This window comes from Streptomyces sp. BK340, from assembly GCF_007827595.1.
Lineage (GTDB): Bacteria > Actinomycetota > Actinomycetes > Streptomycetales > Streptomycetaceae > Streptomyces.
Window position 1 is genome coordinate 18,589 of the sequence record NZ_VISR01000015.1, and the last position, 26,208, is coordinate 44,796.

At 72.2% G+C, this 26,208-nt stretch carries 20 protein-coding genes; all 20 read left to right on the forward strand.

Features of this window, described 5'->3' with window-relative positions; translation table 11 throughout:
• The first annotated feature begins 58 nt into the window (after positions 1 to 58).
• The 20 genes from FB157_RS24885 (at position 59) to FB157_RS24980 (ending at position 26,195) form a co-directional block, all read left to right on the forward strand.
• A complete protein-coding gene (locus tag FB157_RS24885) occupies positions 59 to 1,375 on the forward strand; it encodes a nucleotide sugar dehydrogenase (RefSeq protein WP_145882860.1) in 1,317 nt (438 codons plus the stop codon).
• Complete coding sequence (locus FB157_RS24890; RefSeq protein ID WP_145882861.1) at positions 1,365 to 2,645, forward strand: glycosyltransferase family 4 protein; 1,281 nt, start codon at positions 1,365 to 1,367, stop codon at positions 2,643 to 2,645. The genes FB157_RS24885 and FB157_RS24890 overlap by 11 nt, the downstream gene beginning before the upstream one ends.
• Complete coding sequence (locus FB157_RS24895) at positions 2,642 to 4,009, forward strand: Wzz/FepE/Etk N-terminal domain-containing protein (protein WP_145882862.1); 1,368 nt, start codon at positions 2,642 to 2,644, stop codon at positions 4,007 to 4,009. The genes FB157_RS24890 and FB157_RS24895 overlap by 4 nt, the downstream gene beginning before the upstream one ends.
• Positions 4,006 to 5,526: a Wzz/FepE/Etk N-terminal domain-containing protein gene (locus FB157_RS24900; protein WP_145882863.1), complete on the forward strand. Its 1,521-nt coding sequence runs from the start codon at positions 4,006 to 4,008 to the stop codon at positions 5,524 to 5,526. Before FB157_RS24895 ends, FB157_RS24900 begins: the two co-directional genes overlap by 4 nt.
• Before the next feature lie 3 nt (positions 5,527 to 5,529).
• The gene (gene asnB / locus FB157_RS24905) at positions 5,530 to 7,464 is read left to right on the forward strand and encodes an asparagine synthase (glutamine-hydrolyzing) (protein WP_145882864.1); all 1,935 of its coding nucleotides are present in this window, start codon (positions 5,530 to 5,532) and stop codon (positions 7,462 to 7,464) included.
• A gap of 28 nt (positions 7,465 to 7,492) precedes the next feature.
• Positions 7,493 to 9,676, forward strand: a complete 2,184-nt coding sequence (locus FB157_RS24910) for a bi-domain-containing oxidoreductase (RefSeq protein WP_145882865.1) — start codon at positions 7,493 to 7,495, stop codon at positions 9,674 to 9,676.
• A 2-nt stretch (positions 9,677 to 9,678) separates the two neighbouring features.
• The gene (locus FB157_RS24915; protein ID WP_398947205.1) at positions 9,679 to 11,625 is read left to right on the forward strand and encodes an alginate lyase family protein; all 1,947 of its coding nucleotides are present in this window, start codon (positions 9,679 to 9,681) and stop codon (positions 11,623 to 11,625) included.
• Positions 11,626 to 11,832: 207 nt separating this feature from the next.
• Positions 11,833 to 13,353, forward strand: coding sequence for a right-handed parallel beta-helix repeat-containing protein (locus FB157_RS24920; protein WP_145883023.1), 1,521 nt, complete (start codon positions 11,833 to 11,835; stop codon positions 13,351 to 13,353).
• Position 13,354: 1 nt separating this feature from the next.
• Positions 13,355 to 14,587, forward strand: a complete 1,233-nt coding sequence (locus FB157_RS24925) for an O-antigen ligase domain-containing protein (protein WP_145882867.1) — start codon at positions 13,355 to 13,357, stop codon at positions 14,585 to 14,587.
• A gap of 2 nt (positions 14,588 to 14,589) precedes the next feature.
• The gene (locus tag FB157_RS24930) at positions 14,590 to 15,831 is read left to right on the forward strand and encodes a glycosyltransferase (protein ID WP_145882868.1); all 1,242 of its coding nucleotides are present in this window, start codon (positions 14,590 to 14,592) and stop codon (positions 15,829 to 15,831) included.
• Positions 15,828 to 17,063: a class I SAM-dependent methyltransferase gene (locus tag FB157_RS24935; protein ID WP_145882869.1), complete on the forward strand. Its 1,236-nt coding sequence runs from the start codon at positions 15,828 to 15,830 to the stop codon at positions 17,061 to 17,063. The genes FB157_RS24930 and FB157_RS24935 overlap by 4 nt, the downstream gene beginning before the upstream one ends.
• Positions 17,060 to 17,866 (forward strand): glucose-1-phosphate cytidylyltransferase, encoded by an 807-nt coding sequence (locus FB157_RS24940; RefSeq protein WP_145882870.1) that lies wholly within the window; start codon positions 17,060 to 17,062, stop codon positions 17,864 to 17,866. The genes FB157_RS24935 and FB157_RS24940 overlap by 4 nt, the downstream gene beginning before the upstream one ends.
• Positions 17,863 to 18,510: a PIG-L deacetylase family protein gene (locus tag FB157_RS24945; RefSeq protein WP_145882871.1), complete on the forward strand. Its 648-nt coding sequence runs from the start codon at positions 17,863 to 17,865 to the stop codon at positions 18,508 to 18,510. Before FB157_RS24940 ends, FB157_RS24945 begins: the two co-directional genes overlap by 4 nt.
• 3 nt (positions 18,511 to 18,513) lie before the next feature.
• Positions 18,514 to 19,539, forward strand: a complete 1,026-nt coding sequence (locus FB157_RS24950; protein ID WP_145882872.1) for an NAD(P)-dependent oxidoreductase — start codon at positions 18,514 to 18,516, stop codon at positions 19,537 to 19,539.
• On the forward strand, positions 19,527 to 20,810 hold the full coding sequence (locus tag FB157_RS24955) for a DUF4910 domain-containing protein (protein ID WP_145882873.1): 1,284 nt from the start codon (positions 19,527 to 19,529) through the stop codon (positions 20,808 to 20,810). The genes FB157_RS24950 and FB157_RS24955 overlap by 13 nt, the downstream gene beginning before the upstream one ends.
• Positions 20,807 to 22,105, forward strand: a complete 1,299-nt coding sequence (locus FB157_RS24960; protein ID WP_145882874.1) for a hypothetical protein — start codon at positions 20,807 to 20,809, stop codon at positions 22,103 to 22,105. The genes FB157_RS24955 and FB157_RS24960 overlap by 4 nt, the downstream gene beginning before the upstream one ends.
• Entirely contained in the window at positions 22,102 to 23,049 is a 948-nt protein-coding gene (locus tag FB157_RS24965) for a glycosyltransferase family 2 protein (protein ID WP_145882875.1), read from the forward strand. Before FB157_RS24960 ends, FB157_RS24965 begins: the two co-directional genes overlap by 4 nt.
• A complete protein-coding gene (locus FB157_RS24970) occupies positions 23,046 to 24,314 on the forward strand; it encodes a polysaccharide pyruvyl transferase family protein (RefSeq protein ID WP_145882876.1) in 1,269 nt (422 codons plus the stop codon). Before FB157_RS24965 ends, FB157_RS24970 begins: the two co-directional genes overlap by 4 nt.
• Positions 24,311 to 24,862: a dTDP-4-dehydrorhamnose 3,5-epimerase gene (rfbC, locus tag FB157_RS24975; protein WP_145882877.1), complete on the forward strand. Its 552-nt coding sequence runs from the start codon at positions 24,311 to 24,313 to the stop codon at positions 24,860 to 24,862. The genes FB157_RS24970 and rfbC overlap by 4 nt, the downstream gene beginning before the upstream one ends.
• 7 nt (positions 24,863 to 24,869) lie before the next feature.
• A complete protein-coding gene (locus FB157_RS24980; protein ID WP_145882878.1) occupies positions 24,870 to 26,195 on the forward strand; it encodes a glutamate-1-semialdehyde 2,1-aminomutase in 1,326 nt (441 codons plus the stop codon).
• Positions 26,196 to 26,208 lie beyond the last annotated feature (13 nt).

Genomic DNA, 26,208 nt, shown 5'->3' on the forward strand with positions numbered 1-26,208 from the left:
GTCCGGCCGGCGCAGGGACCGCAGGCCGGGAGGCCTGCCCTTGGGGGAGGAACGGGTCATGAGAGTCAGCGTTTTCGGTCTCGGTTACGTGGGCTGCGTGTCGGCCGCGTGCCTGGCCAGCATGGGGCACGAGGTCATCGGGGTCGACGTGAACCAGGTGAAGGTCGACCTGGTCAACGACGGCAAGGCCCCGGTGGTCGAGGAACGGATCGGCGAACTCATCGCCGAGGTCGTGCGGACAGGTGCACTGCGCGCCACCGACGACGTCCGCGAGGCGGTCGTGGGCAGCGAGGTGTCGCTGGTCTGCGTGGGCACGCCCTCGGAGCCCAACGGCAGCCTGTGCACCACGTACTTGGAGCGGGTCACCGAGCAGATCGGCGCCGCACTGGCCGAGCGGGGTGGGCGGCACACCGTCGTGTTCCGCAGCACCATGCTCCCGGGCACCTGCCTGAACCTGCTGGTACCGATCCTGGAGAAGTACGTCGGCGGCACGGCCGGGGTGGACATCGGGGTGGCGGTCAACCCGGAGTTCCTGCGCGAGGGCACGAGCGTGCGGGACTTCTTCGATCCGCCCAAGACCGTCATCGGCGAGCTCGACCCGGCAAGCGGCGACACGGTGAAGGCGCTGTACGAGGGCCTGCCCGGCGAGGTGTTCCGGGTACCGGTCCCGACGGCCGAGGCGATCAAGTACGCGGACAACGCGTTCCACGGCCTCAAGATCGGCTTCGCGAACGAGCTGGGCGCGGTGTGCCAGGCGCTCGGGGTGGACTCGCACCAGGTGATGGACGTGTTCCTGGCCGACCGCAAACTGAACATCAGCCCCGCCTATCTGCGGCCCGGCTTCGCCTTCGGCGGCTCCTGCCTGCCCAAGGACCTGCGCAGCCTGGTCCACGCGGCACAGCGGGCCGACGTCTCGGTGCCCATCCTCGCCCATGTGCTGCCCTCCAACTCCGACCATCTGCAGCGCGCGGTGGAGCTGGTCGAGCGCACCGGCAGGCGCCGGGTGGGACTGTTCGGGCTGTCCTTCAAACCCGGCACCGACGACCTGCGCGAGAGCCCGCTCGTCGAGCTGGCGGAGCGGCTCTTCGGCAAGGGCTACGACCTCAGGATCTACGACGCCAACGTGAGCCTTTCCCGGCTGCTCGGCGCGAACCGCGAGTACGTCGAGACCCGGCTGCCGCACCTCGCGCAGCTGCTCGCGGACTCCGTCCACGAGGTGCTCGAGCACGCCGAGGTGTGCCTGGTCGGGACCAGGGATCCGGCCGTGCTGTCGGCGCTGCCCCATGGTGACGGCACGGTGATCGTCGACCTCGTCCGCCTTCCCGACGCCGAGGCGCGCCGGGCCGAACCGGGGTACGTGGGCCTTGCTTGGTGACACATCGTTCGGTGACACGGTCGGCGCCGGCCGGCCGGGCCGGCGCGCGCTGATCCTGGTGGAGAACCTGTCGGTGCCGTTCGACCGGCGGGTGTGGCAGGAGTGCACGACGCTGCGCGACGCGGGCTGGACGGTGCACGTCATCTGTCCTCAGGGAACCAAACGGGACACGGAGCCGGAGGCGGAGATCGACGGGGTGCGGATCCACCGCTACCCGTTGCGCGCGGCCACCGGGGGGCCGGCCGGCTACCTGCGGGAGTACGGGTCGGCGCTGTGGCACACGCTCCGGCTGGCCCGGAAGGTCGGCCCCGTCGACGTGGTCCACGCCTGCAATCCGCCCGACCTGCTGTTCCTGCCGGCCCTGTGGCTGAAGCGGCGCGGAGCGCGGTTCGTCTTCGACCAGCACGACCTGGTTCCCGAGCTGTACCTCTCCCGGTTCGGCCGCGGCGAGGACCTGCTCTACCGCGGCGTGTGCGCGCTGGAACGGCTGACCTACCGGGCCGCGGACGTCGTGCTCGCCACGAACGAGAGCTACCGGGACACCGCGGTGCGCCGTGGCGGCCGGCGGCCGGCGGACGTCTTCGTGGTGCGCAGCGCACCCGACATCGACCGGTTCCACCCCGTACCGCCCGAGCCGGAGCTGAAGCGCGGCAAGCCTCATCTGCTGTGCTACCTCGGCGTCATGGGCCCGCAGGACGGCGTCGACTACGCCTTGCGGGCCCTCGCGAAGCTGCGCGACGAGCTCGGGCGGACCGACTGGCACGCGGTGTTCGTCGGCGGCGGCGACACCTTCGACGCGATGGTGGAGCTGTCCCGGCGGCTCGGGCTGGCGGAGCAGGTGCAGTTCACCGGGCGCATTCCGGACGCCGACCTGGTGCGCTACCTGTCCACCGCGGACGTGTGCCTCTCCCCCGATCCGCACAACCCGCTCAACGACGTGTCGACCATGAACAAGGTCCTGGAGTACATGGTGATGGGCCGGCCGGTCGTCTCGTTCGACCTCCGGGAGGCGCGGGTCTCCGCCGGCGACGCCGCCGTGTACGCGCCGGCCAACGACGAGGCCGAGTTCGCGAGGCTCGTCGCGCAGCTCATGGACGATCCGGAGAAGCGGGCCCTGATGGGCAAGATCGGCCAGGAGCGGATCAGCGGACCGCTCTCCTGGCGCAACTCCCAGCGAGCACTGCTCGCCGCCTACGCCACTGCCTGCCGTGACCACGCTCCGGTCCGGGCGGGCGACAAGAACCGTGCAGGGCGGAGGCCGCGCAGTTGAACGACGACACGATACGCCTGGTCACGGTCGGGCGGATCATCCGCCGGCGCTGGCGGCTCCTCACCATCCTCGCCCTGGTGGGTGCGCTCGCCGGCTACGGCACCTCTCTGCTGTTCCCACCGAGCTACACGACGTCGGCATCGGTGCTGCTGCCGGGCGCGTGGGAGGAGCGCGAGCTGCTCACGCAGCAGGAGATCGCGACCAGTTCGGTGGTGGTCGACCGCGCGGCCGCCACGCTCCACTGGCCCGGAACCGGCGGCAGCGAGCTGCGGGACCAGGTGAGCGCCACGGCCGCCGACGGGAACATCATCAAGATCTCGGGCACGGCCGACACCCCGGAGCGCGCACAGCAGCTCTCCGACCAGGTGGCTCAGCAGTTCGTCACGTTCGCCGCGCGGGTCGCGGACGGCAACACCGACCCGGAAGCGGCCGAACAGCTCGAGGCCCTGCGGCAGTCGGTGGTGCAGACCAACCGCCGCATCACCGACCTGGCCGACGCCGCAGATCCGGGGCGGACCGTGGAGAGCGTGCAGTCCCGCACCGAACTGGAGAAGCTGCGCACCTCGCTGCAGGAGGCCATCAACAAGCTGGACCAGGCCGCCCCGGCCGCAAACAAGGCCAACATGGTCGTCATGGGGCCGGCCGCCCGGCCGACCGGCGAGGCAGCGCCGACGAGACTGCAGCTCATCGTCGGCGGGGCGCTGCTGTTCTTCCTGCTCGCCGTCATCGGCCATCTCACCGCCGCGCGGATGAGCCGTCGGCTGCGCAGCGAACCGGAGATCGCCGCGGCGCTGGGCTCGACGCTGCTCGGCACCGTCGACGTACCGGGTGAACGCTCCGCGCACCGCTCGCAGGACCGTGGCACACGGGCCCGGATCCGCCGGCTGCTGGGCACCGACATCCGGTGGGACCTGCCCACCCCGCAGACGTCCGGCGACGAGGCCGGTCTGCAGATCCGCTACCGGCGGGTGTGCGCCCGTCTCCGGGACCAACTGCCGTCCTCGCGGCGGCTGCTGGTCGTGGTCCCGGACGGCGACGAGATCGCCCGCCGGGCCGCAGAGCAGCTCGTCGCCGCGGCCGGAAGCGGTCCGGTGCTGCGGGTGGTGGAGGTCCCGGTGTCCCAGCCGCTGGTGCCGGACCGCGACGACGAGTCCGGTGCCCTCGTCGTGCTCAGTGCGGGCAGCTGGACCGCGGGCGAGCTCGCCGGCATCGCCGAAGCGTGTGCGGACGCCGGGCACGACGTCGTCGGCATCGTCCTCGCGAGCCCGGTCCGGGCCCGCGCGACGCAGTCCGCCGGCCGTCCCCGGGAGACCGGCACGCCGGTCCTCGCGGTGGGCGACAAGGTGAAGGGAAGTTCAGGGTGACGACGAGTACGACGCCGGAGTCGTCGGCCGCCGCTCCGCTGCTGGACCTGCAGGCGCTGGTGGTGGCGGTGCGCCGGCGCCGCCGCCTCTGGTGCTCCACGGCCCTGCTGGGCCTGCTGCTCGGCGCGGCGATGGCAATCCTCATGCCGCCGCCTCCGACCGCCGTGGCCAAGGTGCTGGTCGCGCATCAGGAGGACCAGCCGAACGACCCCGGAACGCTGATCCGCACCGACGTCGGGCTGCTGCAGACCACGCGGATCGCCGCCGCGGCCCTGCAGTCCGTCAAGTCCCCGGAGAAACCGGAGGACTTCATGAAGGACTACAGCGCCGTCGGCCTGACCAACAACCTGATGCAGATCACCGTGACAGGTGACAGCGACGCGGAGGCGGTGGCCCGCGCCAAGGCGCTGGCCGATGCGTTCGTCGCCGACCACGTGAGGCGGATACAGGGAGCCGCGAACGCCGAGGCCAAGGCCCTGCTCGACCAGCGGGACCGGCTGCAGGGCGAACTCGCACAGGTCAACAAGGCGATCGGCGACGGATCGGGGGGGAGCGGGCCGAAGGCGTCGGCGGACCTGGAGTCGCTCTTCGCCCGCAGGGCCGAGCTCACCTCGCGGATCTCCGATTTCGGCCAGCGCGCCGCGGAGGCGCGCATCGGCACGCCCCAGCTCGTGGCCGGCACACAGGTCGTGGACGCACCGCGCGCGTTGCGGCACTCCCTGCCCAGGACCGCTGCCACGAACTCCGCGATCGGCCTCGTCCTCGGGCTCGTCCTCGGACTCGCGGTGGCCGCGGTCGGCACGGTGGTGGCGGACCGCCCCGTGCTGCGCCGGGAGATCGCGGCCAACCTCGGCGCCTCCGTCATCGCGGAGCTGCCCCGCCGGTCGGGCAGGCTCTGGCGGCGCCGACGGATCCGGACGGCACGCGAACGGCTCACCACGTCCCTGGCCCGCACCGTGCGCGGCTGCGCGGACCCCGTGTCGCTGCTCGAGCTGGGCTGTGCGCGCAGCACGAGCGCGCTCGCCCTGGATGTGGCCAGGGCACTGGCGGCGGACGGGCCCGTGGCCGTCATCGACGGTCTGCCCGGCCCGCAGCTGGCCAGGCGCCGCCCGAAGCCGGGCGACCCGACCGTGGTCAGCGGCGAGCATGCCGCGTCCGTGCCGCACCAGGAACGCAGGCTCGGCGTCGGCTCGGTGGCGCCCGGCACCGCGTGGACCGACCTGCAGTACCTCGGCACCCAGACCGTGCTCGTCGTACGGGCCGGACACGGCAGCGCCGCATGGCTGCACACCGTGGCGCGGCAGCTCGCGGACCAGTGCATCCCGGTGATCGGTGTGGTGCTGATCGACCCCGATCCGCGTGACCGGTCCGACGGCACGCTGTGGGACGGCCTGCACACCGCGCTGCGCGGCCAGAGCGAGCGGCTGGCCCGGCAGAGCGGGTCGGGCCGGCGGCGAAGGGAGCGGCTGCCGATGTGGGCGGACCGGGTCCCGGACAGCGACCAGGAGGCGCGGTAGGACATGTGTGGCATCGCAGGCACTTACCGATGGCCGGACGGGAAGGCCGTGACCGACCGGCTCACCGATACCCTCGCCCATCGCGGTCCGGACGGGGCGGGCCGCTACAGCCACTCCGCCGGTGACGGCGAAGTACACCTCGGGCACCGCCGGCTGGCCATCATCGACCTGTCCGAGACCGGCGCCCAGCCGATGGTCTCGGGCGGCCTCGTCCTGACGTACAACGGCGAGCTGTACAACGCGCCCGAGCTGCGTGCCGAGCTGTCGGCCGCCGGAGTGCGCTTCCGCGGTACCTCGGACACCGAGGTGCTGCTGGAGGCCTGGCGGCGCTGGGGCACGGACTGCCTGCCCCGGCTGCGCGGCATGTTCGCGTTCGGGATCTTCGACGAGCGCACCGGTGACCTGGTGCTCGCCCGCGACCAGCTCGGCATCAAGCCGCTGTTCCTGCTCCGGCGCGGCGAGGGTCTGGTGTTCGCCTCCGAGCTCAAGGCACTCGCCGCCGTGACCGGCGGGTCACTGCAGGTGGATCATGCGGCGCTGGTGGCCTCGCTGCTCTACTACTGGGTGCCGGACTCACGGTGCGCGTTCCGCGAAGCGGAGAAGCTGCCGCCCGGGAGCTGGCTCCGGATCCGGCCCGACGGCCGGGTGGAGCGCGGCCGGTACTGGCACCTGAAGGACGTCGCAGCCGAGGGCCGGGAGCGGGCCCGGGCCGGCGAGCAGCCGGACATCGCCGCCGTCGTCGAGGAGTCGACCCGGCGCCACCTGCTCTCCGACGTACCTGTGGCGACCTTCCTGTCCGGCGGTCTGGACTCCAGCTACCTGACCGCGCTGGCGGCCCGCGAACGGCCCGGCATCTCCGCCTACACGATCGGGTTCCGGGCCGAGGACGCCAGGTTCGAGGCGATGCCGGACGACCTGCGCTATGCCCGGCAGGTGGCCGGGCGGTTCGGTGTCGACCTGCATGAGATCGAGATCGCTCCGAACGTGCTCGACCTGCTGCCGCGGATGACGTACCACCTGGACGAGCCGATCGGCGACCCCGCCGCGATCAACACGTTCCTGATCTGCTCGGCGGCCCGGGAGGCCGGGGTCAAGGTGATGCTCTCGGGGATGGGCGCCGACGAGCTGTTCGCCGGTTACCGCAAGCACCTGGCCAACCTGATCGCGCTGCGCTACCAGCGCGTCCCGCGGCCCCTGCGGCGCGGCCTGTCCAGGGCCGTGGACCGGCTCCCGGTCGCCACCGCCCGCCGGGGGTACCGGTCGGTGCGCTTCGCGAAGCGGTTCCTCTCCTTCGCCGATCTGCCGGAGGAGACCGCGTTCCGGCGCAGCTACACCATGTACGACCAGGACGAGCTGCTCGCCCTGGTCGACCCGGACCTGGCCCCGGCGGTCGAGGACGTGCTGACCGAGCATGCGGACGTCTACCAGGACAACGACCTCGACGACTTCGTCAACCGCATGTGCCTGGGCGACGCCCGGATGTTCCTGCCGGGCCTGAACCTCGCTTACACGGACCGGTCGAGCATGGCCGCGTCCACCGAGGTGCGGGTGCCGTACGTGGACGTCGACGTGGTCAGGGCGGCGTTCACCGTGCCCGGTGACCGCAAGATCGTCGGACGGCAGGGCAAGGCCGTCCTCAAGGAGGCGGCCGCCTCGGTCCTGCCCCGGGAGATCGTGTACCGGCCCAAGGGCCTGTTCAGCGCCCCGCTGCGCGCCTGGATGAGCCGGGATCTGGCACCGCTGGTGCGCGAGGTGATCCACGACGGCGAGCTCGTCCGGTCCGGGTTGCTGCGCCGCGACGCGCTGGCGCGGCTGGCCGCCGAGGACGCCGCCGGGCACCGGGACTACTCCAAACATCTGTGGCATGTGCTGACCCTCGAGTACTGGTATCGCGGCGCGACCTCCGGGCCGGGCCGGAACGCTCGCTCGGCGGCGTAGAAGACGGCTCAGAAACAAGGGGACTTCGTTGAAGCAGGTTGTGCAGAACTACAAGAGCGGCGAGCTGGCGGTGCTCGACGTGCCGGTACCGGGGTGCAAGCCGGGCGGTGTGCTGGTCCGCAGCGCCTACTCGCTGATATCCACCGGGACCGAGCTCATGAAGGTGTCCGAGGCCGGCATGTCGATGCTGGGCAAGGCCCGCTCCCGGCCGGACCAGGTGGCCAAGGTCATGCAGAGCGTGGCCACCAACGGGGTGCCCGCCACCTACCGCAAGGTGATGGGCAAGCTGGACTCCTACACGCCGCTGGGCTACTCGCTGTGCGGGGTGGTCGAGCAGGTCGGCACCGGGATCGACGACGTGAAGGCCGGCGACCTCGTGGCCTGCGCCGGCAACGAGCACGCCCTGCACGCCGAGCTGAACTGGGTACCGAAGAACCTCTACACCCCCGTGCCGGACGGCCTCGCGCCGCGGCACGCGGCCTTCGGCACCGTCGGGTCGATCGCGTTGCAGGGGGTCCGCCAGGGCGAGCCGCAGCTCGGCGAAGTGGCACTGGTCATCGGCCTCGGACTGATCGGGCAGCTGGTGGTGCAGCTGCTGGCCGCCTCGGGAGTCCGGGTCATCGGGGCCGACCCCGACCCGGTGCGCTGCGAGCTGGCCGAGCGCCTGGGCGCGGCGGCCTGCGGCGATCCCTCCTCCGCTGCCGTGGAGACCGCCGTCGCCGAACTCACCGGCGGTCACGGCGTGGACCAGGTGTACCTGGCCGCCGGCGGCGGCAGCAACCAGCCCGTCGAGCTGGCCGCCCGGCTCTGCCGGGACCGCGGCCGGGTCGTCGACATCGGCAAGTGCCGCCTGGACCTGCCGTGGAACGCGTACTACGAGAAGGAGCTCGACGTCCGGTTCTCCCGCAGTTACGGCCCCGGGCGCTACGACCCGGAGTACGAGCTGGAGGGGCGGGACTACCCGATCGGCTACGTCCGCTGGACCGAGCGCCGCAACCTGGCCTGCTTCCTCGACCTCGTCGCCCGCGGCAGCGTCGACGTGGATCCCCTGGTCTCCCACATCGCCGACTTCGACGACGCCGTCGAGACGTACCGGCGTCTGAAGGACGGCGACCTGAAGGCCGTGGCCGTGCTGTTCCGGTACCCCGAACACGCGGCCGAGGCGGAGCCCGTGGCGGTGGCCGTGCCCGCGGTGAAGCGGCACGGCGGCGGAGTGTCCACCCCGGGCCGGGCCGCCAGGACGCCGGTTCGGCTGGCGTTCGTCGGCGCGGGAAACTACGCGACGTCGATGCTGCTGCCGCACCTGGCACAGCGCGACGGCGTCGAGCTGTCGACGGTCGTCACCACGACGGCGCTGTCCGCGGCGAACGCTCAGCGGAAGTTCGGCTTCGCCGGGGCGACCACCGATCTCGACGCCGTGCTCGGCGACAAGTCCATCGACGCGGTGTTCGTGGTCACCCGGCACAGCTCGCACGCCGAACTGACCCGAAAGGCGTTGCTGGCCGGCAAGTCGGTGTTCGTGGAGAAGCCGCTGGCGCTCACCGAGGACGAGCTGGCGGGCGTGCTCGCGGCGGTGGAGGAGTCCGGCAACGACCGGCTGCAGGTGGGCTTCAACCGCCGGTTCGCGCCGCTGCTGCAGGAGGCCAGGAAGCGGTTCGGCACCAGGACCGGTCCGGCGAGCCTGCGCTACCTGGTCAACGCGGGCCGGCTGGCGCACGGCAGCTGGTACCTCCAACAGGGCGCCGAGGGCTCGCGGTTCGCCGGCGAGGGCGGACACTTCATCGACACGGCGAGCTGGCTGCTCGATGCCGATCCGGTCTCGGTGTACGCGGTCGCCACGTCCGGCAACGAGGATCTGCAGGCCGTGCTGCGCTACCCGGACGGGTCCACCGCCACCATCAGCTACGTCACCACCGGCGCGCCCGGCTTCCCCAAGGAGACGCTGGACCTCGTCGCGGACGGCAAGGTGCTGCGGCTGGACGACTTCGTCCGTGCCTCGGTGTACGCCCGCAAGCGGTGGGTCAGTTCGCGGCTGCCCAAGGCCCGGGACAAGGGCCAGTCCGCCGAACTGGCCGCGTTCATCAAGGCCGTGCGGACCGGCGGCCCGATGCCGGTGCCGCTTGAGTCGCTGGTCGCCACCACGGCTGCGACCCTCGCCGTGCAGGCCGGTCTGTCCGGCGGCGCGCCGGTGACGTTGGCGAGGGCGCTGTGACCATGAGCCCGGGCTGGTACCTGCGGCGGCTGTCCCGGATGGGACCGCGGGAGGTCGGCGGGCGGGTCGGCGACGCGGTGCGCAGGCGGCGGTGGCGGTCGGTGCGGCCGGACTGCCCGAGCGTGACCGGCGCCCGGTTCACCGCCGTACTGCCCGCAGGGACCATCGCCGCCGTGCCGCCGGACGCCGCGAAACGCCTCATCGCCGAGGCGGACCGGCTGATGGCCGGGCACGCCGAGTACTTCGGGGTGGACCGCGACGACCTGGCCGACCCGGACTGGTGGTACGACCCGAAGACCGGGCGCCGGGCTCCGTGGGGCTACGCCTTCGACGTGCCGTACCGGAACGAGGACGCGGTCGGGGACATCAAGCAGATCTGGGAGCTGTCCCGGCATCAGTACCTCACCCGGCTCGCCGCCGCCTACGCGATCACCGGGGACGTCCGGTACGCCGAACGGGTGGCCGAGCACCTGCGGTCGTGGTGGGCGGGCAACGCGCCGCTGCGCGGAGTGCACTGGACCAGCGGCATCGAGCTGGGGATCCGGCTGCTGTCCTGGGTGTGGATCCGCCGGCTGCTCGACGGCTGGCCGGGCGTGGCCGCGCTGTTCGAGGACAACCCCGTGGCACACCGCCAGATCTGGCACCACCAGCGCTGGCTGGCCGCCTTCCCCAGCCGGGGGTCCTCGGCGAACAACCACGTCATCGCCGAGGCCGCCGGGCAGTTCGCCGCGGCCTGCGCGTTCGCATGGTTCCCCTCCTCGGCACGCCTGCGAGCCGACGCGCTCAGGTCGCTGGAGCGGCATCTGCGCGACAACACCTTCGAGTCCGGTCTCAACCGCGAGCTGGCCACCGAGTATCACGGCCTCGTGCTGGAGCTGGGCCTCGCCGCGGTGGCCGAGGCGGATGCCGCGGGCGTGCCGGTTCCCTCGTCGATCCGGCTGGTGCTGCTGCGGATGACCGACGCGCTCGCGGCCGTCGTGGACGGCCGGCTACGGCCGCCGCGCCAGGGGGACGCGGACGACGGACACGGTCTGGTGGTGGACGGCGCGGGCACCGACCGCTGGGCCTCGCTGCTGGCCACCGGGGACGCCGTGTTCGGCCGGCTCAGCTGGTGGCCGGAGGTGACCGGCACCGATGTGCGCACCCCGCTGCTGGCCGCGCTCATCCGGCCCACCGCACCGGCGGTGTCCCGTCCGGCAGGCCGGCCGGCCCATTTCGCCGACGCGGGCATGACCATCCTGCGTGGTCCGGCGGAGATCTGGTGCCGCTGCGACGGCGGTCCGCACGGGTTCCTGTCCATCGCCGCGCATGCTCACGCGGACGCGCTGTCGGTGGAGGTCCGGCACGACGGGGTCGACGTGCTCGCCGACCCGGGGACGTTCTGCTACCACGGGCAGCCCGAGTGGCGGCAGTACTTCCGGTCGACCCTCGGCCACAACACCCTGCAACTGGACGGCGGTGACCAGTCCGTCTCCGGCGGCCCGTTCCTGTGGACCCGGCATGCCCGCACCCGCGTCCTGGTCGCGGACACGTCCGGCGCCTCGGACGGAGGAACGGCCCGCTGGTGCGCCGAGCACGACGGTTACCAGCACTCCGTGCACCGCCGCCGGGTGGAACTGACGGCCGCGAGCCAGGAACTGACGGTGGTCGACGAGGTGCGCGGCCCGCGCCGGGCCGTGCGGCTGGCGTTCCACCTCGGCCCGGCGATCGCCGCGGACCTGGCGGGGAACCGGGCACAGCTCAGCTGGACCCGGGACGGCGAGGACCGCTCCGCGGCGCTCGACCTGCCCGGGCAGCTGAGCTGGCGGGCGCATCGCGGCGAGAGCGACCCGCCGCTGGGCTGGTACTCCGCCGGCTTCGGACGCAAGGAACCCGCCACCACGCTGGTCGGCACCGGCTTCGCCGACGGCACGGACGAGTTCACCACCGTGCTCAGGTTCCGCGGCTAGGGGGCTCTGGTGGAACTCCGTGGAAGCAAGAGCGCCCGCCGCGACGGGGGTCCCCCCTGCCCGAGCGAAGCCGAGAGCTCGGGGGAGGCCGAGAGCTTGAGGGAGGCCGATGACCGCAGCCGGCCCGACGCCCTTGAGGCAGTGGGGGAACGTGCCGGACGTCGCGACGCCGCGGAGATCCCTCAGCAGCCCCCGGGCGGAGGACGCCTGGGGATCAGGCGGCTGCACCGGGCGTGGCCGGCGGTACCGGTGGTGCTGGTCCTGCTGGCGTCGACCGGGTGTGAGAACACGGCGAGCGCACGGCCGAAGCCGACCGCCGTGCGGTCCGCACCCGTGGCCCGGATGTGCGCCGAGCCCGCGGCCGGGCCGGCGAAGGCGCCGGCCGGCGCGGTGACCGTCGATCCCGCGGTGGCCGGTGACCTCGCTGCGAAGACCAGGAGCAGCCCCCCGCACACCACGTTCTGGCTCCGACCGGGCAGGCACAGGCTCGAGCCGAACCGCTACGCCCAGGTCATCCCCAAGGAAGGGGACAGCTACCTCGGCGCGCCGGGCGCGGTGCTCGACGGCCGGAGGACCAACCAGTACGCGTTCGGCGGCACCGCCCGCAACGTCACCATCCGCTACCTGACCGTCCAGGGGTTCGTCGCGCCGCAGAACGAGGGCGTGGTCAACCACGACTCGGCCGACGGGTGGGTGATCGAGCACTCGACGATCCGGAACAACTCCGGCGCCGGGCTGATGGCCGGTGACCGCCAGCAGGTCCGCGCCAGCTGTCTGCGCGGCAACGGCCAGTACGGCATGAACGCGTACAAGGCCACCGGCCGGATCAGCGGCCTGGTGGTCGAGGGCAACGAGATCGTGGGCAACAACAAGGACGACTGGGAGCGGCGGCGGCCCGGCTGCGGCTGCACCGGGGGCGTCAAGTTCTGGGCCGTCGACGGCGCCGACGTACGTGGCAACTGGGTGCACGACAACCGCGGAGCCGGGTTGTGGGCGGACACCGACAACAACGACTTCCGCATCGAGGACAACGTGCTCGAGGCCAACGACGGTGCCGCGCTGATCTACGAGACCAGCTACAACGCGGTCATCCGGAACAACACGATCCGGCGGAACAACTGGGTCGAGGGCCGCAGGTACGCCGACCGCGGCGACAGCTTCCCGTTCGCGACCGTCTACCTGTCCGAGTCCGGCGGCGAACCACGGATCCGAGCCCGCACGGACAAGATCGAGATCTACCGGAACGTGCTGGAGAACAACTGGTCCGGGATCACCCTGTGGGAGAACGCCGACCGGTTCTGCAACAGCCCGGCCAACACCTCGTCCGGTGACTGCACTCTGCTGGTGAAGAACACCAAGCGCTGCGCACAGCCGGCGATCGCCACCGCACCTCTCTACGCCGACTGCCGGTGGCGGACCCAGCGGGTGGACATCCACAACAACCGCTTCGTGCTGGACAAGTCCGTCGTCGACTGCACGGTGAAGTGCGACCGCATGGCGGTGCTGGCGAACTACGGCACCTATCCGGACTGGTCGCCGTACCAGGGCGAGCGGGTGGCCGAGGCGATCACTCTCGAGCAGCACAACCGCTGGCACGACAACGTCTACGTCGGACCGTGGAAGTTCATCGCCCACGACCCGAGCCGGATCCTCGACTACGGGCAGTGGCAGGGCATGCCGTACCAGCAGGACGCGGGCAGCACCTTCCGCGCACCGGACGGTGATTGAGATGAGCGCGAACCACACGCCGAAGATCGTCGGGACGGTCTGGGGGCTGCTGGTCCTCAACACGCTCGGCTCCGCCGGGGCGAAGACCATCGTCCCGCTCCCCCGCTCCCTCATCCAGATGGTCACGATGGGCGCGCTGGTCACCGCGTTCGCCCTGGCGCTCGCGGTCAACCTCCGGCTGCGCCTGCGGGCCAGCGCCTACCTGTTCCTGCTCACCCTGCTGCTGGTGATGAGCGTGATCTCCAGCTCACACCTGGAGTCGGGGTTCGGGGCTCTGTTCCGCTGTTTCCGGCTGGCCCTGTTCGTCGGCACGCTGTGGCTGCTGAGCCGCTGGTGGGACGGCGGCACGACGTTCGTCCGGCATCACATCCGGATGTACCTGGCGGTGCTCGGCACGGTGGCCGCCGGTCTGGTCGCCTCACCGGGCGCGGCCCTGCCCGACCTCTACGGCGGGCGGTTGGTCGGCGCGCTGTGGCCGCTGACCCCGCCGCAGATCGGACAGTACGCGGCGGTGATCATCGGGCTGACCGTGCTGCTCCTGCTGGACCGGCGGACCGACGGGACCAGCGCGGCGGTGGTCATCGTGCCGTCACTCGTCCTGCTCGCCCTGACCCACACCCGCACGGCCACGCTCGGCCTGCTCCTCGGGCTGGCGCTGGCGATCGGCTCGCTCATGCTGACCAGCGGCGCCGCCCGCCGGTTCTTCACCCGGGCGGTGGCGATCGCCGCGGTGGCAGCGGTGGGGTTCGCCTCCGCGCTCCAGACGTGGTTCCTGCGCGGGCAGAGCCAGGAGAACTTCTCCAGCCTCACCGGCCGGGCCAAGGTCTGGCACGCTCTGCTGACCGCACCCCGGACGACCACCGAGTACCTGTTCGGCGTGGGCCTGGGCGACAAGTCGTTCGACGGGCTGCCGATCGACAACAGCTGGCTGGCCGTCTACAACGAGCAGGGTGTGATCGGCGTCGGTCTGGTGGCGGCGTTCATCGTCGTGCTGGGCGGCGTCGCGCTGCTGCGGCCGCCGTCGCTGTCGCGCGCCTGCGCGATCTTCCTGATCAGCTACTGCGCGATCGCGTCCTACACCGAGGCCGGGCTGGGCGACGCCTCGCCGTATCTGCTGCATCTGGCCGTGGCCGCCTCGCTGCTGGCGACGCCCGCGCCGGCCGCTCCCTTCCCGGCACCCGACGTCCCCCGACGGCGCGTCCCGCGCTGGGCCCAGAGAACGGAGGTGGGCTGAGCATGCAGGTCCTCGTGGTGCACAACCGCTACGCCTCGGCGCAGCCGAGCGGGGAGAACAAGGTCGTCGACCAGGAGGTGGCGCTGCTGCGCGGGGCCGGCCACCGGGTCGAGCTGTTCGAGCGGCGCAGCGACGACATCGGCGCGCTGTCCCTGCCGGCCAAGGCCGCGCTGCCGTTGCGGGTGCCGTGGAACCGGGCGGTCCGCAGGGAGCTCGCGGCGAAGCTCCGCGCCGAGCGGCCGGACGTGGTGCACGTCCACAACGTGTTCCCGCTGCTGTCGCCCGCGGTGCTGGCCGCCTGCGCCGACGCGGGCGTGCCCGCCGTCGCCACCCTGCACAACTACACCCAGGTCTGCCCGCCCGGCACTCTGCAGCGGGACGGCCGGCCGTGCACCGAGTGCGTCGGCTCCACGCCGTTGCCCGCGGTCCGGCACGGCTGCTACCGCGGCTCCCGGCTGGCGACCGTGCCGCTCGCGGTCAGCCTCTCGGCCAACCGGCGGCGGTGGTGGTCCGGCGTGGAGCGCTTCTTCTGCATCTCGGCGGCGCAGCGCGAGGTCCTGGTGGGGGCCGGCATGCCGCCCGAACTCCTTGCGGTGAAGCACAACTTCGTACCCGAGCCGGGTGTCGTCCGGGCGGGCGCCGGCGAGCATCTGCTCTATCTCGGCCGGCTCGCGGAGGCCAAGGGCGTACGGCTGCTCATGACCGCGTGGGACGAGATCGCCTCCGGCGGCGGGATCGGCGTGCCGCTCATGATCGCCGGCACGGGGCCCCTGGAGCCGGAGGTGGCCGCCTGGGCCGCGGGCCGGGACGACGTGCGGTACGTCGGTCTGTACGACCAGGAGGAGTGCCGGCGGGCCGTCGCACGGTCGGTGGCGGTGGTGGCTCCCTCCACCTGGCTGGAGGCGTTCGGCCTGGTGGTCGTGGAGGCGATGGCGGCGGGGGTCCCGGCCGTCGCCGCCGGTCACGGGGCCTTCGTGGAACTCGTCGAGGACGGGGTGACCGGGCTGCGGCACCTGCCGGGCGATCCCGGCTCGCTCGCGTCCTGTCTGCGCCGGATCACGGCCGATCCGGACCGCAACCGGGAGATGGGACAGGCGGCCCGGCGCCGGTACGAGCAGGACTTCAGTCCGGCCGTCGGGCTGGAGCGCCTGGTGGAGGGGTACCGCACCGCGATCGCGGGACGGTCAGTACTGGCTCGCGGCGGGGACACCCGCGCGAGCAGGGGGGATGGGGGCAGTAGATGACACGATGCCGACTCTGCGGCTCGGAGGCGATGGCGAGCGTCGTCGATCTTGGGGCGACGCCACCCTGTGAGAGCTTTCTCGCCGCGGACCAACTGGATCAGCCGGAGCCGGCGTACCCGCTGCACCTGCGGGTCTGCACCGACTGCTGGCTCGCGCAGATCCCGCCGCTGATCACGCCGGAGGAGACGTTCAGCGAGTACGCGTACTTCTCCTCCTTCTCCACCTCCTGGGTGGAGCACGCGCGCACCTTCGTCGACAGCGCCGCGACGCGGCTGGGTCTCGGCGGCGACTCCTTCGTGGTCGAGGTCGCGAGCAACGACGGGTATCTGCTGAAGCACGTGGTGGATCAGGGGATCCGCTGTCTGGGCATCGAGCCCTCGGTGAACGTCGGCGCCGCGGCGCGGGACGCGGGTGTGCCCACGCTGACGGCGTTCCTGGACCCGGCCACCGGCGGCGACGTCCGTGCCGAGCACGGACCGGCGGACCTGGTCGTGGCCAACAACGTGTACGCGCACATCCCCGACGTGGTCGGGTTCACGCAGGGGCTGCGCGCCCTGGTCGCCGACGACGGCTGGGTCTCCATCGAGGTGCAGCACCTGCTGACCCTGATCGAGGAGAACCAGTACGACACGATCTACCACGAGCACTTCCAGTACTACACGGTTGCGTCCGCGATCCGGGCGCTGGCGAGCGGCGGACTCGCGCTCGTCGATGTCGAGCTGCTGCCCACGCACGGCGGCTCCATCCGGCTGTGGGCCCGGCCGGCCGAGGTGGCCGGGGAGCCGTCCGCGCAGGTGGCCGAGGTGCTGGACCGGGAGAAGGCCGCCGGGCTGCAGGAGCTGTCCGGGTACACCGAGTTCTCCGCCCGGGTGGCCAAGGTGCGCCGGGACCTGCTGCGGTTCCTCATCGAGGCGGCCGAACGCGGCGAGACGGTCGTCGGCTACGGCGCCCCGGGCAAGGGCAACACCCTGCTCAACCACTGCGGCATCCGGCCCGATCTGCTCCCGTACACGGTCGACCGCAACCCCTACAAGCACGGCAGGTTCACCCCGGGCACCCGCATCCCGATCCTGCCGCCCGAGCAGATAGCCGCCGACAGACCGGACTACGTCCTCGTCCTGCCCTGGAACCTCCGGGCCGAGCTGGTCGAGCAGTTGTCCTTCGTGCACGACTGGGGCGGCCGGCTGGTCTTCCCCGTCCCGGAACTGAGCATCGTCGAGGTGGGGTCATGAAGGTCGTTCTGTTCTGCGGCGGTTACGGGATGCGGATGCGGAGCGGTGCCGCGGACGACGTCCCCAAGCCCATGGCGATGGTCGGCCCGCGGCCGCTGATCTGGCACGTCATGCGCTACTACGCGCACTTCGGGCACACGGAGTTCATCCTGTGTCTCGGGTACGGGGCTCACCACATCAAGAACTTCTTCCTCAACTACGAGGAGACGACGTCCAACGACTTCGTGCTGCGGGGCGGGCGGACCGAGCTGCTGTCCACCGACATCGCCGACTGGACGATCACGTTCGCGCAGACCGGCATCGAGTCGCCGATCGGGGAGCGGCTGCGCCGGGTACGGCACCACCTGGACGGCGACGAGATGTTCCTCGCCAACTACGCCGACGTGCTCACCGACGCCCCGCTGCCGGAGATGATCGACCGGTTCGCCCGGCGTGACGCCGGGGCGTCGATGATGGTGGTGCCGCCGCAGTCGTCGTTCCACTGCGTGGAGCTGGGCGAGGACGGCCTGGTGGGGGGCATCACCGCGGTGAGCGAACTGCCGCTGTGGGAGAACGGCGGCTACTTCGTGCTGCGCCAGGAGATCTTCGACCACATACCGGAGAACGGGGACCTGGTCGCCGACGGATGTGCCCAACTGGCCAAGCGCGGGCGGCTGGTGGCGCATCAGCACCGTGGCTTCTGGAAGCCGACCGACACCGTGAAGGAGCGGGCCGCGCTGGACGACGCCTACGCCCGGGGCGAGCGCCCGTGGGCCGTGTGGGAACAGGACGGCGCGGGAGCCGGCGCCGGAGCCAGAGCGTGATCCGGCTCGGGGCCGGGCCCCTGGACCGGATCGTCGCGGTGGGCGCGCACTGCGACGACATCGCCATCGGCGCCGGCGGCACCCTGCTGACGCTGTGCCTCGCACGGCCGGGTGTCCGCGTCGACGCGCTGGTGCTCTCCGGCGGCGGCAGCGAGCGGGAGCAGGAGGAGCAGGCCGCGCTCGCCGCCTTCTGCCCGGGTGCCGACCTGCGGCTGACCGTGCTCAAGCTGCCGGACGGCCGGCTGCCCGCGTACTGGGACGAGGCGAAGGCCGCGGTCGAGGAGCTGCGCGAGCGGACCGATCCGGATCTGGTGCTCGCGCCGCGTACCGATGACGCGCACCAGGATCACCGCGGCCTGGCGCAGCTGCTGCCCACCGCATTCCGCGACCACCTGGTGCTCGGCTACGAGATCGTCAAGTGGGACGGCGATCTCGGCCGTCCGGCGGCCTACCAGCCGCTGTCGCCGGAGATCGCCGAGCAGAAGGTGCGGCTGCTGCAGGAGCACTACCCCTCGCAGCGCCACCGGCCCTGGTACGACCGGGAGGCCTTCCTCGGCCTCGCACGGATCCGCGGCATCGAATGCCACGCGCGCTACGCCGAGGCGTTCGCCCTCACCAAACTCACTCTCGACCTGGGGGAATGAACCTTGCGCGTACTGCTCACCGGACACCAGGGCTACCTGGGCACCGTGATGGCCCCCGTCCTCGCGGCCGCCGGGCACGAGGTCGTCGGCCTCGACGCCGGCCTGTTCGCCGACTGCGTGCTGGGCCCGCAGCCGGCGGACCCGCCCGGGCACCGGGTGGACCTGCGCGACGTGACGGCCGACCATGTGGCCGGGGTGGACGCCGTGATCCACCTGGCCGCGCTGTCCAACGACCCGCTCGGTTCGCTGGCGCCGGAGCTCACCTACGACATCAACCACCACGCGTCCGTCCGGCTCGCCCGGCTGGCCCGCGACGCCGGAGTGCGGCGCTTCCTGTACGCGTCGACGTGCTCGGTCTACGGCGCCGCCGGCGGCGGCGAACTGGTGGCCGAGGACGCCCCGCTGCGCCCGGTGACGCCGTACGCGGAGTCGAAGGTGCGGGTGGAGGACGACCTGCACGCGCTGGCCGACGGCGACTTCACCCCGGTGTTCATGCGCAACGCCACCGCCTTCGGCCACTCGCCCCGGCTGCGCGCCGACATCGTGCTGAACAACCTGGTGGGGCACGCGCTCCTGTCCGGCGAGGTGTTGGTGCTCTCGGACGGCACCCCCTGGCGTCCGCTGGTGCACGCCGCCGACATCGCACGGGCCTTCGCGGCCGCGCTGGTCGCGCCGCGGGAAGCGGTGCACGACCGGGCGTTCAACATCGGCAGCGAGATCAACAACGTCACGGTCGCCGAGATCGCCGAGCAGGTCGCCGAGGCGGTGTCCGGTGCGAAGGTGGTGATCACTGGGGAGAACGGTGCCGATCCGCGGTCGTACCGGGTGGACTTCTCCCGGTTCCGCACGGCGATCCCCGGCTTCGACTGCGAGTGGACGGTGAAGCAGGGTGCGCTCGAACTCGCCGACGCCTACCGCAAACACGCACTGACCAAGGAGGACTTCGAGCGACGCTTCACCCGGCTGGCCGTGCTGCGCGCGGCGTCCGACGCCGGCGCCGTCGACGACACCCTGCGGTGGCGCCGATGACCACGGCGGGCGAAGAGATGTACGCGCTGGTGGAGCGGTTGTACCCGCTGTGCCGGAGCATCACCGGCGACGGGGTGCGCGCCACTTTGGAGATCGTCGGCGAGTACGTACCGCTGCAGGTGCACGAGGTGCCGACGGGGACTCAGGTGCTCGACTGGACGGTGCCGCAGGAGTGGAACATCCGGGACGCGTACGTCGCCGACTCCGCGGGCAACCGGGTCGTCGACTTCGCCGCGTCCAGCCTGCACGTGCTCGGCTACAGCGTGCCGGTCTCGGCGACCATGCCGCTGGCCGAGCTGCGCGGACACCTGCACACCCTGCCGGACCACCCGGCCTGGGTGCCGTACCGCACCAGCTACTACAAGCCGGAGTGGGGGTTCTGCCTGGCCCAGGAGACCCTGGACGCGCTGCCGGACGGCGAGTACGAGGTGCGCATCGACTCCACACTCGCCGACGGCCACCTCACCTACGCCGAGCACGTGGTTCCCGGGCAGGTCGCCGACGAGGTGATCGTCTCCTGCCATGTCTGCCACCCGTCGCTGGCCAACGACAACCTGGCCGGCATCGCGGTGGCGACGTTCCTGGCCCGCGCGCTGGCGCAGGAGACGCCGTACTACACCTACCGGTTCATCTACGCGCCGGGCACCATTGGGGCGATCACCTGGCTGGCCCGCAACGCGGAGCGGGTGGAACAGGTCAAGCACGGGCTGGTGCTGGCCTGTGCCGGCGACCCGGGCCGGTTGACGTACAAACAGAGCAGGCGTGGCGACGCCGAGATCGACCGGGTGCTGCGGCATGTGCTGACCGCCTCCGAACGGCCGCACCGCATCACCGGGTTCACGCCGTACGGCTACGACGAACGGCAGTTCTGCTCGCCCGGTTTCAACCTGGGCGTGGGCTCGCTCACCCGGACCCCGTACGCCGGTTACCCCGAGTATCACACCTCGGCGGACAACCTGGACTTCGTCTCCCCGGCGGCGATGGCGGACACCCTCGCCGTCTGCCGCGAGGCGTTCGCCGTCCTCGACCGCAACCGGCGGTACCTCAACCTCAGCCCCTACGGCGAACCGCAACTGGGCCGGCGCGGCCTGTACGACGCGCTCGGCGGCCGCAGCGACACCAAGCAGGCCCAGATGGCCATGCTCTGGGTGCTCAACCTCTCCGACGGCGAGCACACTCTGCTGGACGTCGCCGAGCGGTCCGGGCTCCCGTTCGACACCGTCGCAGCCGCGGCCGACGCCCTGTGCGGCGCCGAACTGATCAAGGCATGACGCCGATGACCACCGAGCGGGAGAAGACGACGGCACCGGCCGGATCCGCCAGGCGGGCCCTCGTCGGCCGGCTGTCCTGGGGACTGGCCGACCAGGCGGCCTCCAGCATCAGCAACTTCGCGGTGGGCATCTACGTGGCCCGCTCGCTCGGGGTGACCGCGTTCGGCGTGTTCAGCCTGGCCTGGGTGACCTATGGCGTGGTGCTCAACGTCTCCCGGGGCCTGGCCACCGACCCGTTCGTCGTCCGCTTCAGCGGCGCGCCGGACGCCTCCTGGCGCGGGGCGGTGGCCCGCTCGACGGGTACCGCACTCGGCGTGGGTACGGCCTTCGGCGTGGTGTGTCTGGTGGCCGGACTCGGCCTCGGCGGCCGGGTGGGGCCCGCGTTCGCCGCCCTCGGTCTCATGCTGCCGGGACTGCTGCTCCAGGACGCGTGGCGGTTCTCGTTCTTCGCCGCCGGCACCGGGCGCAAGGCGTTCGTCAACGACGTCGTGTGGGGCATCGCACTCGTCCCGGCCATGGTGGTGGCGGCCCGCGTGGACAGCGTGGCCGCCTTCGTGCTCGCCTGGGGCGCGTCCGCCACAGTGGCCGCCGGCTACGGCTGCCTCCAGTCCGGCATCCGGCCCCGGGTGACCGGGGCGCGCGGCTGGCTGCGCGAACAGCGTGATCTCGGCTACCGGTACCTGGTCGAGAACGTCAGCCTCAGTGGCGCGAGCCAGCTGCGGGCGTACGGGCTCGGCGTGATCGCCGGGGTCGGTGCGGTGGGCGCGGTGCGGGGCGCCGAACTCCTGATGGGTCCGTTCCTCGCCGTGCTGATGGGTCTTTCACTGGTCACCGTCCCGGAGGCGGCCCGGGTGCTGCGGCGGGCCCCGCATCAACTGGGCAGGTTCTGCCTCCTCCTCGGCGGGGGACAGGCAGCCGGAGCACTGCTCTGGGGCTCGGCGCTGCTGCTGATGCCGGACCGGCTCGGCGACCTGGCTCTCGGCGACGTCTGGCACTCCTCCTCGCACCTCATCGTGCAGATCACCCTCAGCGTCGCGGGGGCCGGCCTCGGCACCGGCGCGGCGGCCGGGCTGCGCGCACTCGGCGCGGCCCGGCGCAGCCTGCGCTGCCAGCTGTTCGCGTCCGCCTGCTACGTCGGCGGCGGGCTCGGCGGGGCGGCCGTATCCGGCGCGTCCGGCTCGGCCTGGGGCGTCGCCGCCGCGACCGTCAGCGGCTCGGCCGTGTGGTGGCTGCAACTGCGGTCAGCCCTGCGCGAGCGCCACCGCAATCCCATCCCCGAAGTGAGGACCGCATGACCGACCGACCCAGGCTGAGCATCGGCCTGCCCGTGTACAACGGCGAGGAGTACCTGGCCGAGTCGTTCGACGCCCTGCTCGGCCAGACCTACGAGGACTTCGAACTGGTCGTCTCCGACAACGCCTCGACCGACGGGACCGAGGACATCTGCCGCAAGTACGCCGCGCAGGACTCCCGCATCCGCTACCACCGGCTGCCCCGCAACATCGGAGCCACGCCGAACCACAACCACGTGTTCGCCGAGTCCCGCGGCGAGCTTTTCAAGTGGGCCTCGCACGACGACCTCTACGGCCGCGACCTGATCCGGCGCTGCGTCGAGGCGCTGGACGAGCGGCCGGACGTGATCCTCGCCCACACCGACCAGGCGGTCATCGACGGCGACGGCCAGGTGACGGTCCCCTACGAGTACACGCTCGCCACCGGCTCGCCGCACGCCCCGGAGCGCTTCCGCAGCCTGCTGTTCGAGCCGGGCGGCGACGACTTCTACGGGGTGATGCGGGCCGACATGCTGCGCCGGGTGAAACCGATGGACAGCTACCACCACGCGGACCGCACGTTCGTCGCCGAGATCACCCTGCACGGGCGCTTCCACCAGGTGCCCGAGCTGCTGTACTTCCGCCGCGACCACCCCACCCGCGCCGAGCGGGCCAACCCGTCCAAGCGTTCCCGGTGCGTCAACCTGGACCCGCGCCGGTCAGGCCTGCTGCACCCGACGCCCCGGCTGCTCGCCGAGTACGTCTGGGGCTTCGCCTCGGCGATCCGGCGGGCGCCGCTGTCCCCGGCCGACCGGCGCGCGTGCTACGGCCACCTGGCATCGTGGATGACCAGCCGGGCCCGGCCGGGCGCCGGCGAGCGGGTCGAGGACCGCGCCCCGGTCGACCCGGCCCTGCTCACGGTCTCCGTCGACGCCCTCGTCGCCGGCCGTGAGGGGAGGCAGGCATGACGGCCGCGGACGGGGCCCCGGTGCGCGTCGGGGTGTTCGGCCTGCTCGGCTCCGGCAACCTCGGCAACGACGGCTCGCTGGAGGCCGTCCTCGGGTACCTGCGCGCCGAGCACCCGGAGGCGGTCGTGGACGCGCTGTGCGGCGGGCCCGAGGCCGTGACGGCCCGGTTCGGGATCCCCGCCACCCGGCTGCACTGGAACCGCGCGGAGTACCGGACCGCGTCCCGCGCGGGCGCGATCGCGTCGAAGGGGCTCGGCAAACTCGTCGACGTCTTCCGCACCGCCGGCTGGGTGCGCCGGCACGACGTGGTGATCGTGCCGGGCATGGGCGTCCTGGAGGCCACCCTGCCGCTGCGGCCCTGGGGATTCCCGTACTCGCTGTTCCTGCTCTGCGCGAGCGGCCGGCTGGTGGGCACCGAGGTCGCGCTGGTCAGCGTCGGCGCCGCCGAGATCCGCAACCGGCCCACCCGGGCCCTGGTCCGCTGGTCGGGGCGCCTGGCCGCCTACCGGTCCTACCGGGACGCCCAGTCCCGGGACGCCATGCGGGCGATGGGCGTGGACACCGCCCGCGACGAGGTCTACCCGGACCTCGCCTTCTCCCTGCCGACACCGCCGGCGAGCGCGCCCTCGGGCTCGCCGGGCCCGGTCTGCGTCGGCGTCATGGACTTCCATGGCGGCAACGACGACCGCGCCCGGGCCGACGAGATCTACCGCCGCTACCTCGACGGCACGATCCGGTTCGTCCGCACGCTGGTCGAGGAGGGCAGACCGGTCCGGCTGCTCACCGGCGACCGGTGCGACGCCTCGGTGGTCGCCGCGATCCTCGACGCGGTGGACTCACCGCTGGTCACCGCCGCCGAACCGGCCTCGCTGGCCGACCTGATGAAGGAGATGGCGGCCGCCGACACCGTGGTGGCGGTCCGCTACCACAACCTGATCTGCGCGCTGAAGACCGGCACACCGGTGCTCGCCCTCAGCTACGCGGCGAAGAGCGACGCGCTCATGGCCGGGATGGGCCTCGGCGCCTACTGCCACCCGGCGCGCGAGGTCGACGCCGACCGGCTGCTGGAGCAGTTCCGGGCACTGGAGAAGAACTCGGCCGACCTGCGGCGGACCCTCGCCGCGCGGAACCTGGCCGCCGCCCGGCAACTCGACGACCAGTTCGCCGCCCTGACCGCGGCCCTGTTCCCGGCGACCGACCACGACCAGGGCCACGCCCCCACCCACGCCCCCACCCAGGCCCGTCCTCGGCAGGAGTCTCCATGAAAGCGACCGAAGTCCCGGAGATCGCCGGCGCGTTCCTGTTCGAGCCGACGCCGTACGCCGACGAGCGCGGCTTCTTCTGCCGCACCTTCGACGCCGACGTGGTCCGCTCGGTGGGCCTGGACCCGGACGCCTTCGTCCAGGACAGCGTGTCCCGCTCGGTCCGGGGCGTGCTGCGCGGCCTGCACCTGCGCTCCGGCGCCGGCGAGGCCAAGCTGGTGCGCTGCTCGTACGGGAGGATCTTCGACGTCGTCGTGGACCTGCGGCCGGATTCCCCCACCTTCCGCAACTGGGCCTCCTTTGAACTTTCAGGAGAAACACAACCAACTCTTTACATTCCCGCGGGATGCGCGCACGGTTTTCAGGCACTGACCGACACCGCCGACACCTCGTACCGCATCGACCGCCCGCACGATCCGGCCGAGGACGTGACCATCGCCTTCGACGACCCGGAGCTGGCCATTCCCTGGCCGCTGCCGGTCGCCCTGATGTCCCAACGGGACCGGGAGGCGCCGAGCCTCGCCCAGGTCCTGAAGCACAGAGAGAGCTGAGGTCCCCGTGGACACCGAAGTGCTCGACCTGCCCCTGTCGCGGACAGCCAACGAGCGGCTGCACGCCATGATCCCCGGGGGCGCTCATACCTACGCCAAGGGCGATGACCAGTACCCCGAGAACCTGGCACCGGTCATCAGCCACGGCCGCGGTGCCCACGTGTGGGACGTCGACGGCAACCGCTACATCGAGTACGGCTCCGGCCTGCGGTCGGTCAGCCTCGGCCACGCCCACCCACGCGTGACCGAGGCGGTGCGGCGGGAACTCGACCGCGGCAGCAACTTCGTCCGGCCCTCCATCGTGGAGGTCGAGGCCGCGGAACGCTTCCTGGCCACGGTGCCGACCGCCGAGATGGTGAAGTTCGCGAAGAACGGCTCCGACGCCACCACCGCCGCGGTGCGCCTCGCCCGCGCCGCCACCGGGCGCCCGCGGGTGGCCATCTGCGCCGACCATCCGTTCTTCTCCGTCGACGACTGGTTCATCGGCACCACGCCGATGTCCGCCGGCATCCCGGAGGCGAGCACCGGACTCACCGTGTCCTTCCCCTACGGGGACCTGGCGGCCACGGAAGAACTGCTCACCCGGTACCAGGACGAGGTCGCCTGCCTGATCCTCGAACCCGCCACCCACACCGAGCCCCCGCCGGGCTATCTCGCCGGCCTGCGCGAGCTGGCCGACCGGCACGGCTGCGTACTGGTCTTCGACGAGATGATCACCGGCTTCCGCTGGTCCGAGGCGGGCGCCCAGGGCCTGTACGGCGTCGTCCCCGACCTCTCCACGTTCGGCAAGGCGCTGGGCAACGGATGCGCCGTCTCCGCGCTGGCCGGGCGCCGCGAACTGATGGAGCTGGGCGGGCTGCGTCACTCCGGCGACCGGGTGTTCCTGCTGTCGACCACGCACGGTGCGGAAACGCACTCCCTGGCAGCCGCGATGGCCGTGCTCACCACCTACGTCGAAGAGGGCGTCACCGCGCGGCTGCACACCCTCGGCCAGCGGTTGGCCGACGGTGTCCGCGCCGCTGCGGCCGGCATGGGCGTCGGCGATCACATCGTCGTCCGGGGCCGGGCCAGCAACCTGGTCTTCGCCACCCTCGACGAGAACCTGCAGCCGTCCCAGGAGTACCGCACCCTGTTCCTGCGCCGGCTCCTCGCGGGCGGGGTGCTGGCCCCGTCGTTCGTGGTGAGCAGCGCGCTCGACGACGCCGACATCGATCACACCGTCGAGGTGGTGGCCCAGGCGTGTGCGGTGTACCGGAAGGCACTGGACGCCGCCGACCCCACCCCCTGGCTGGGCGGACGCCCGGTGAAGCCCGTATTCCGCCGCTTGGCGTGAACCGACGTGGCGT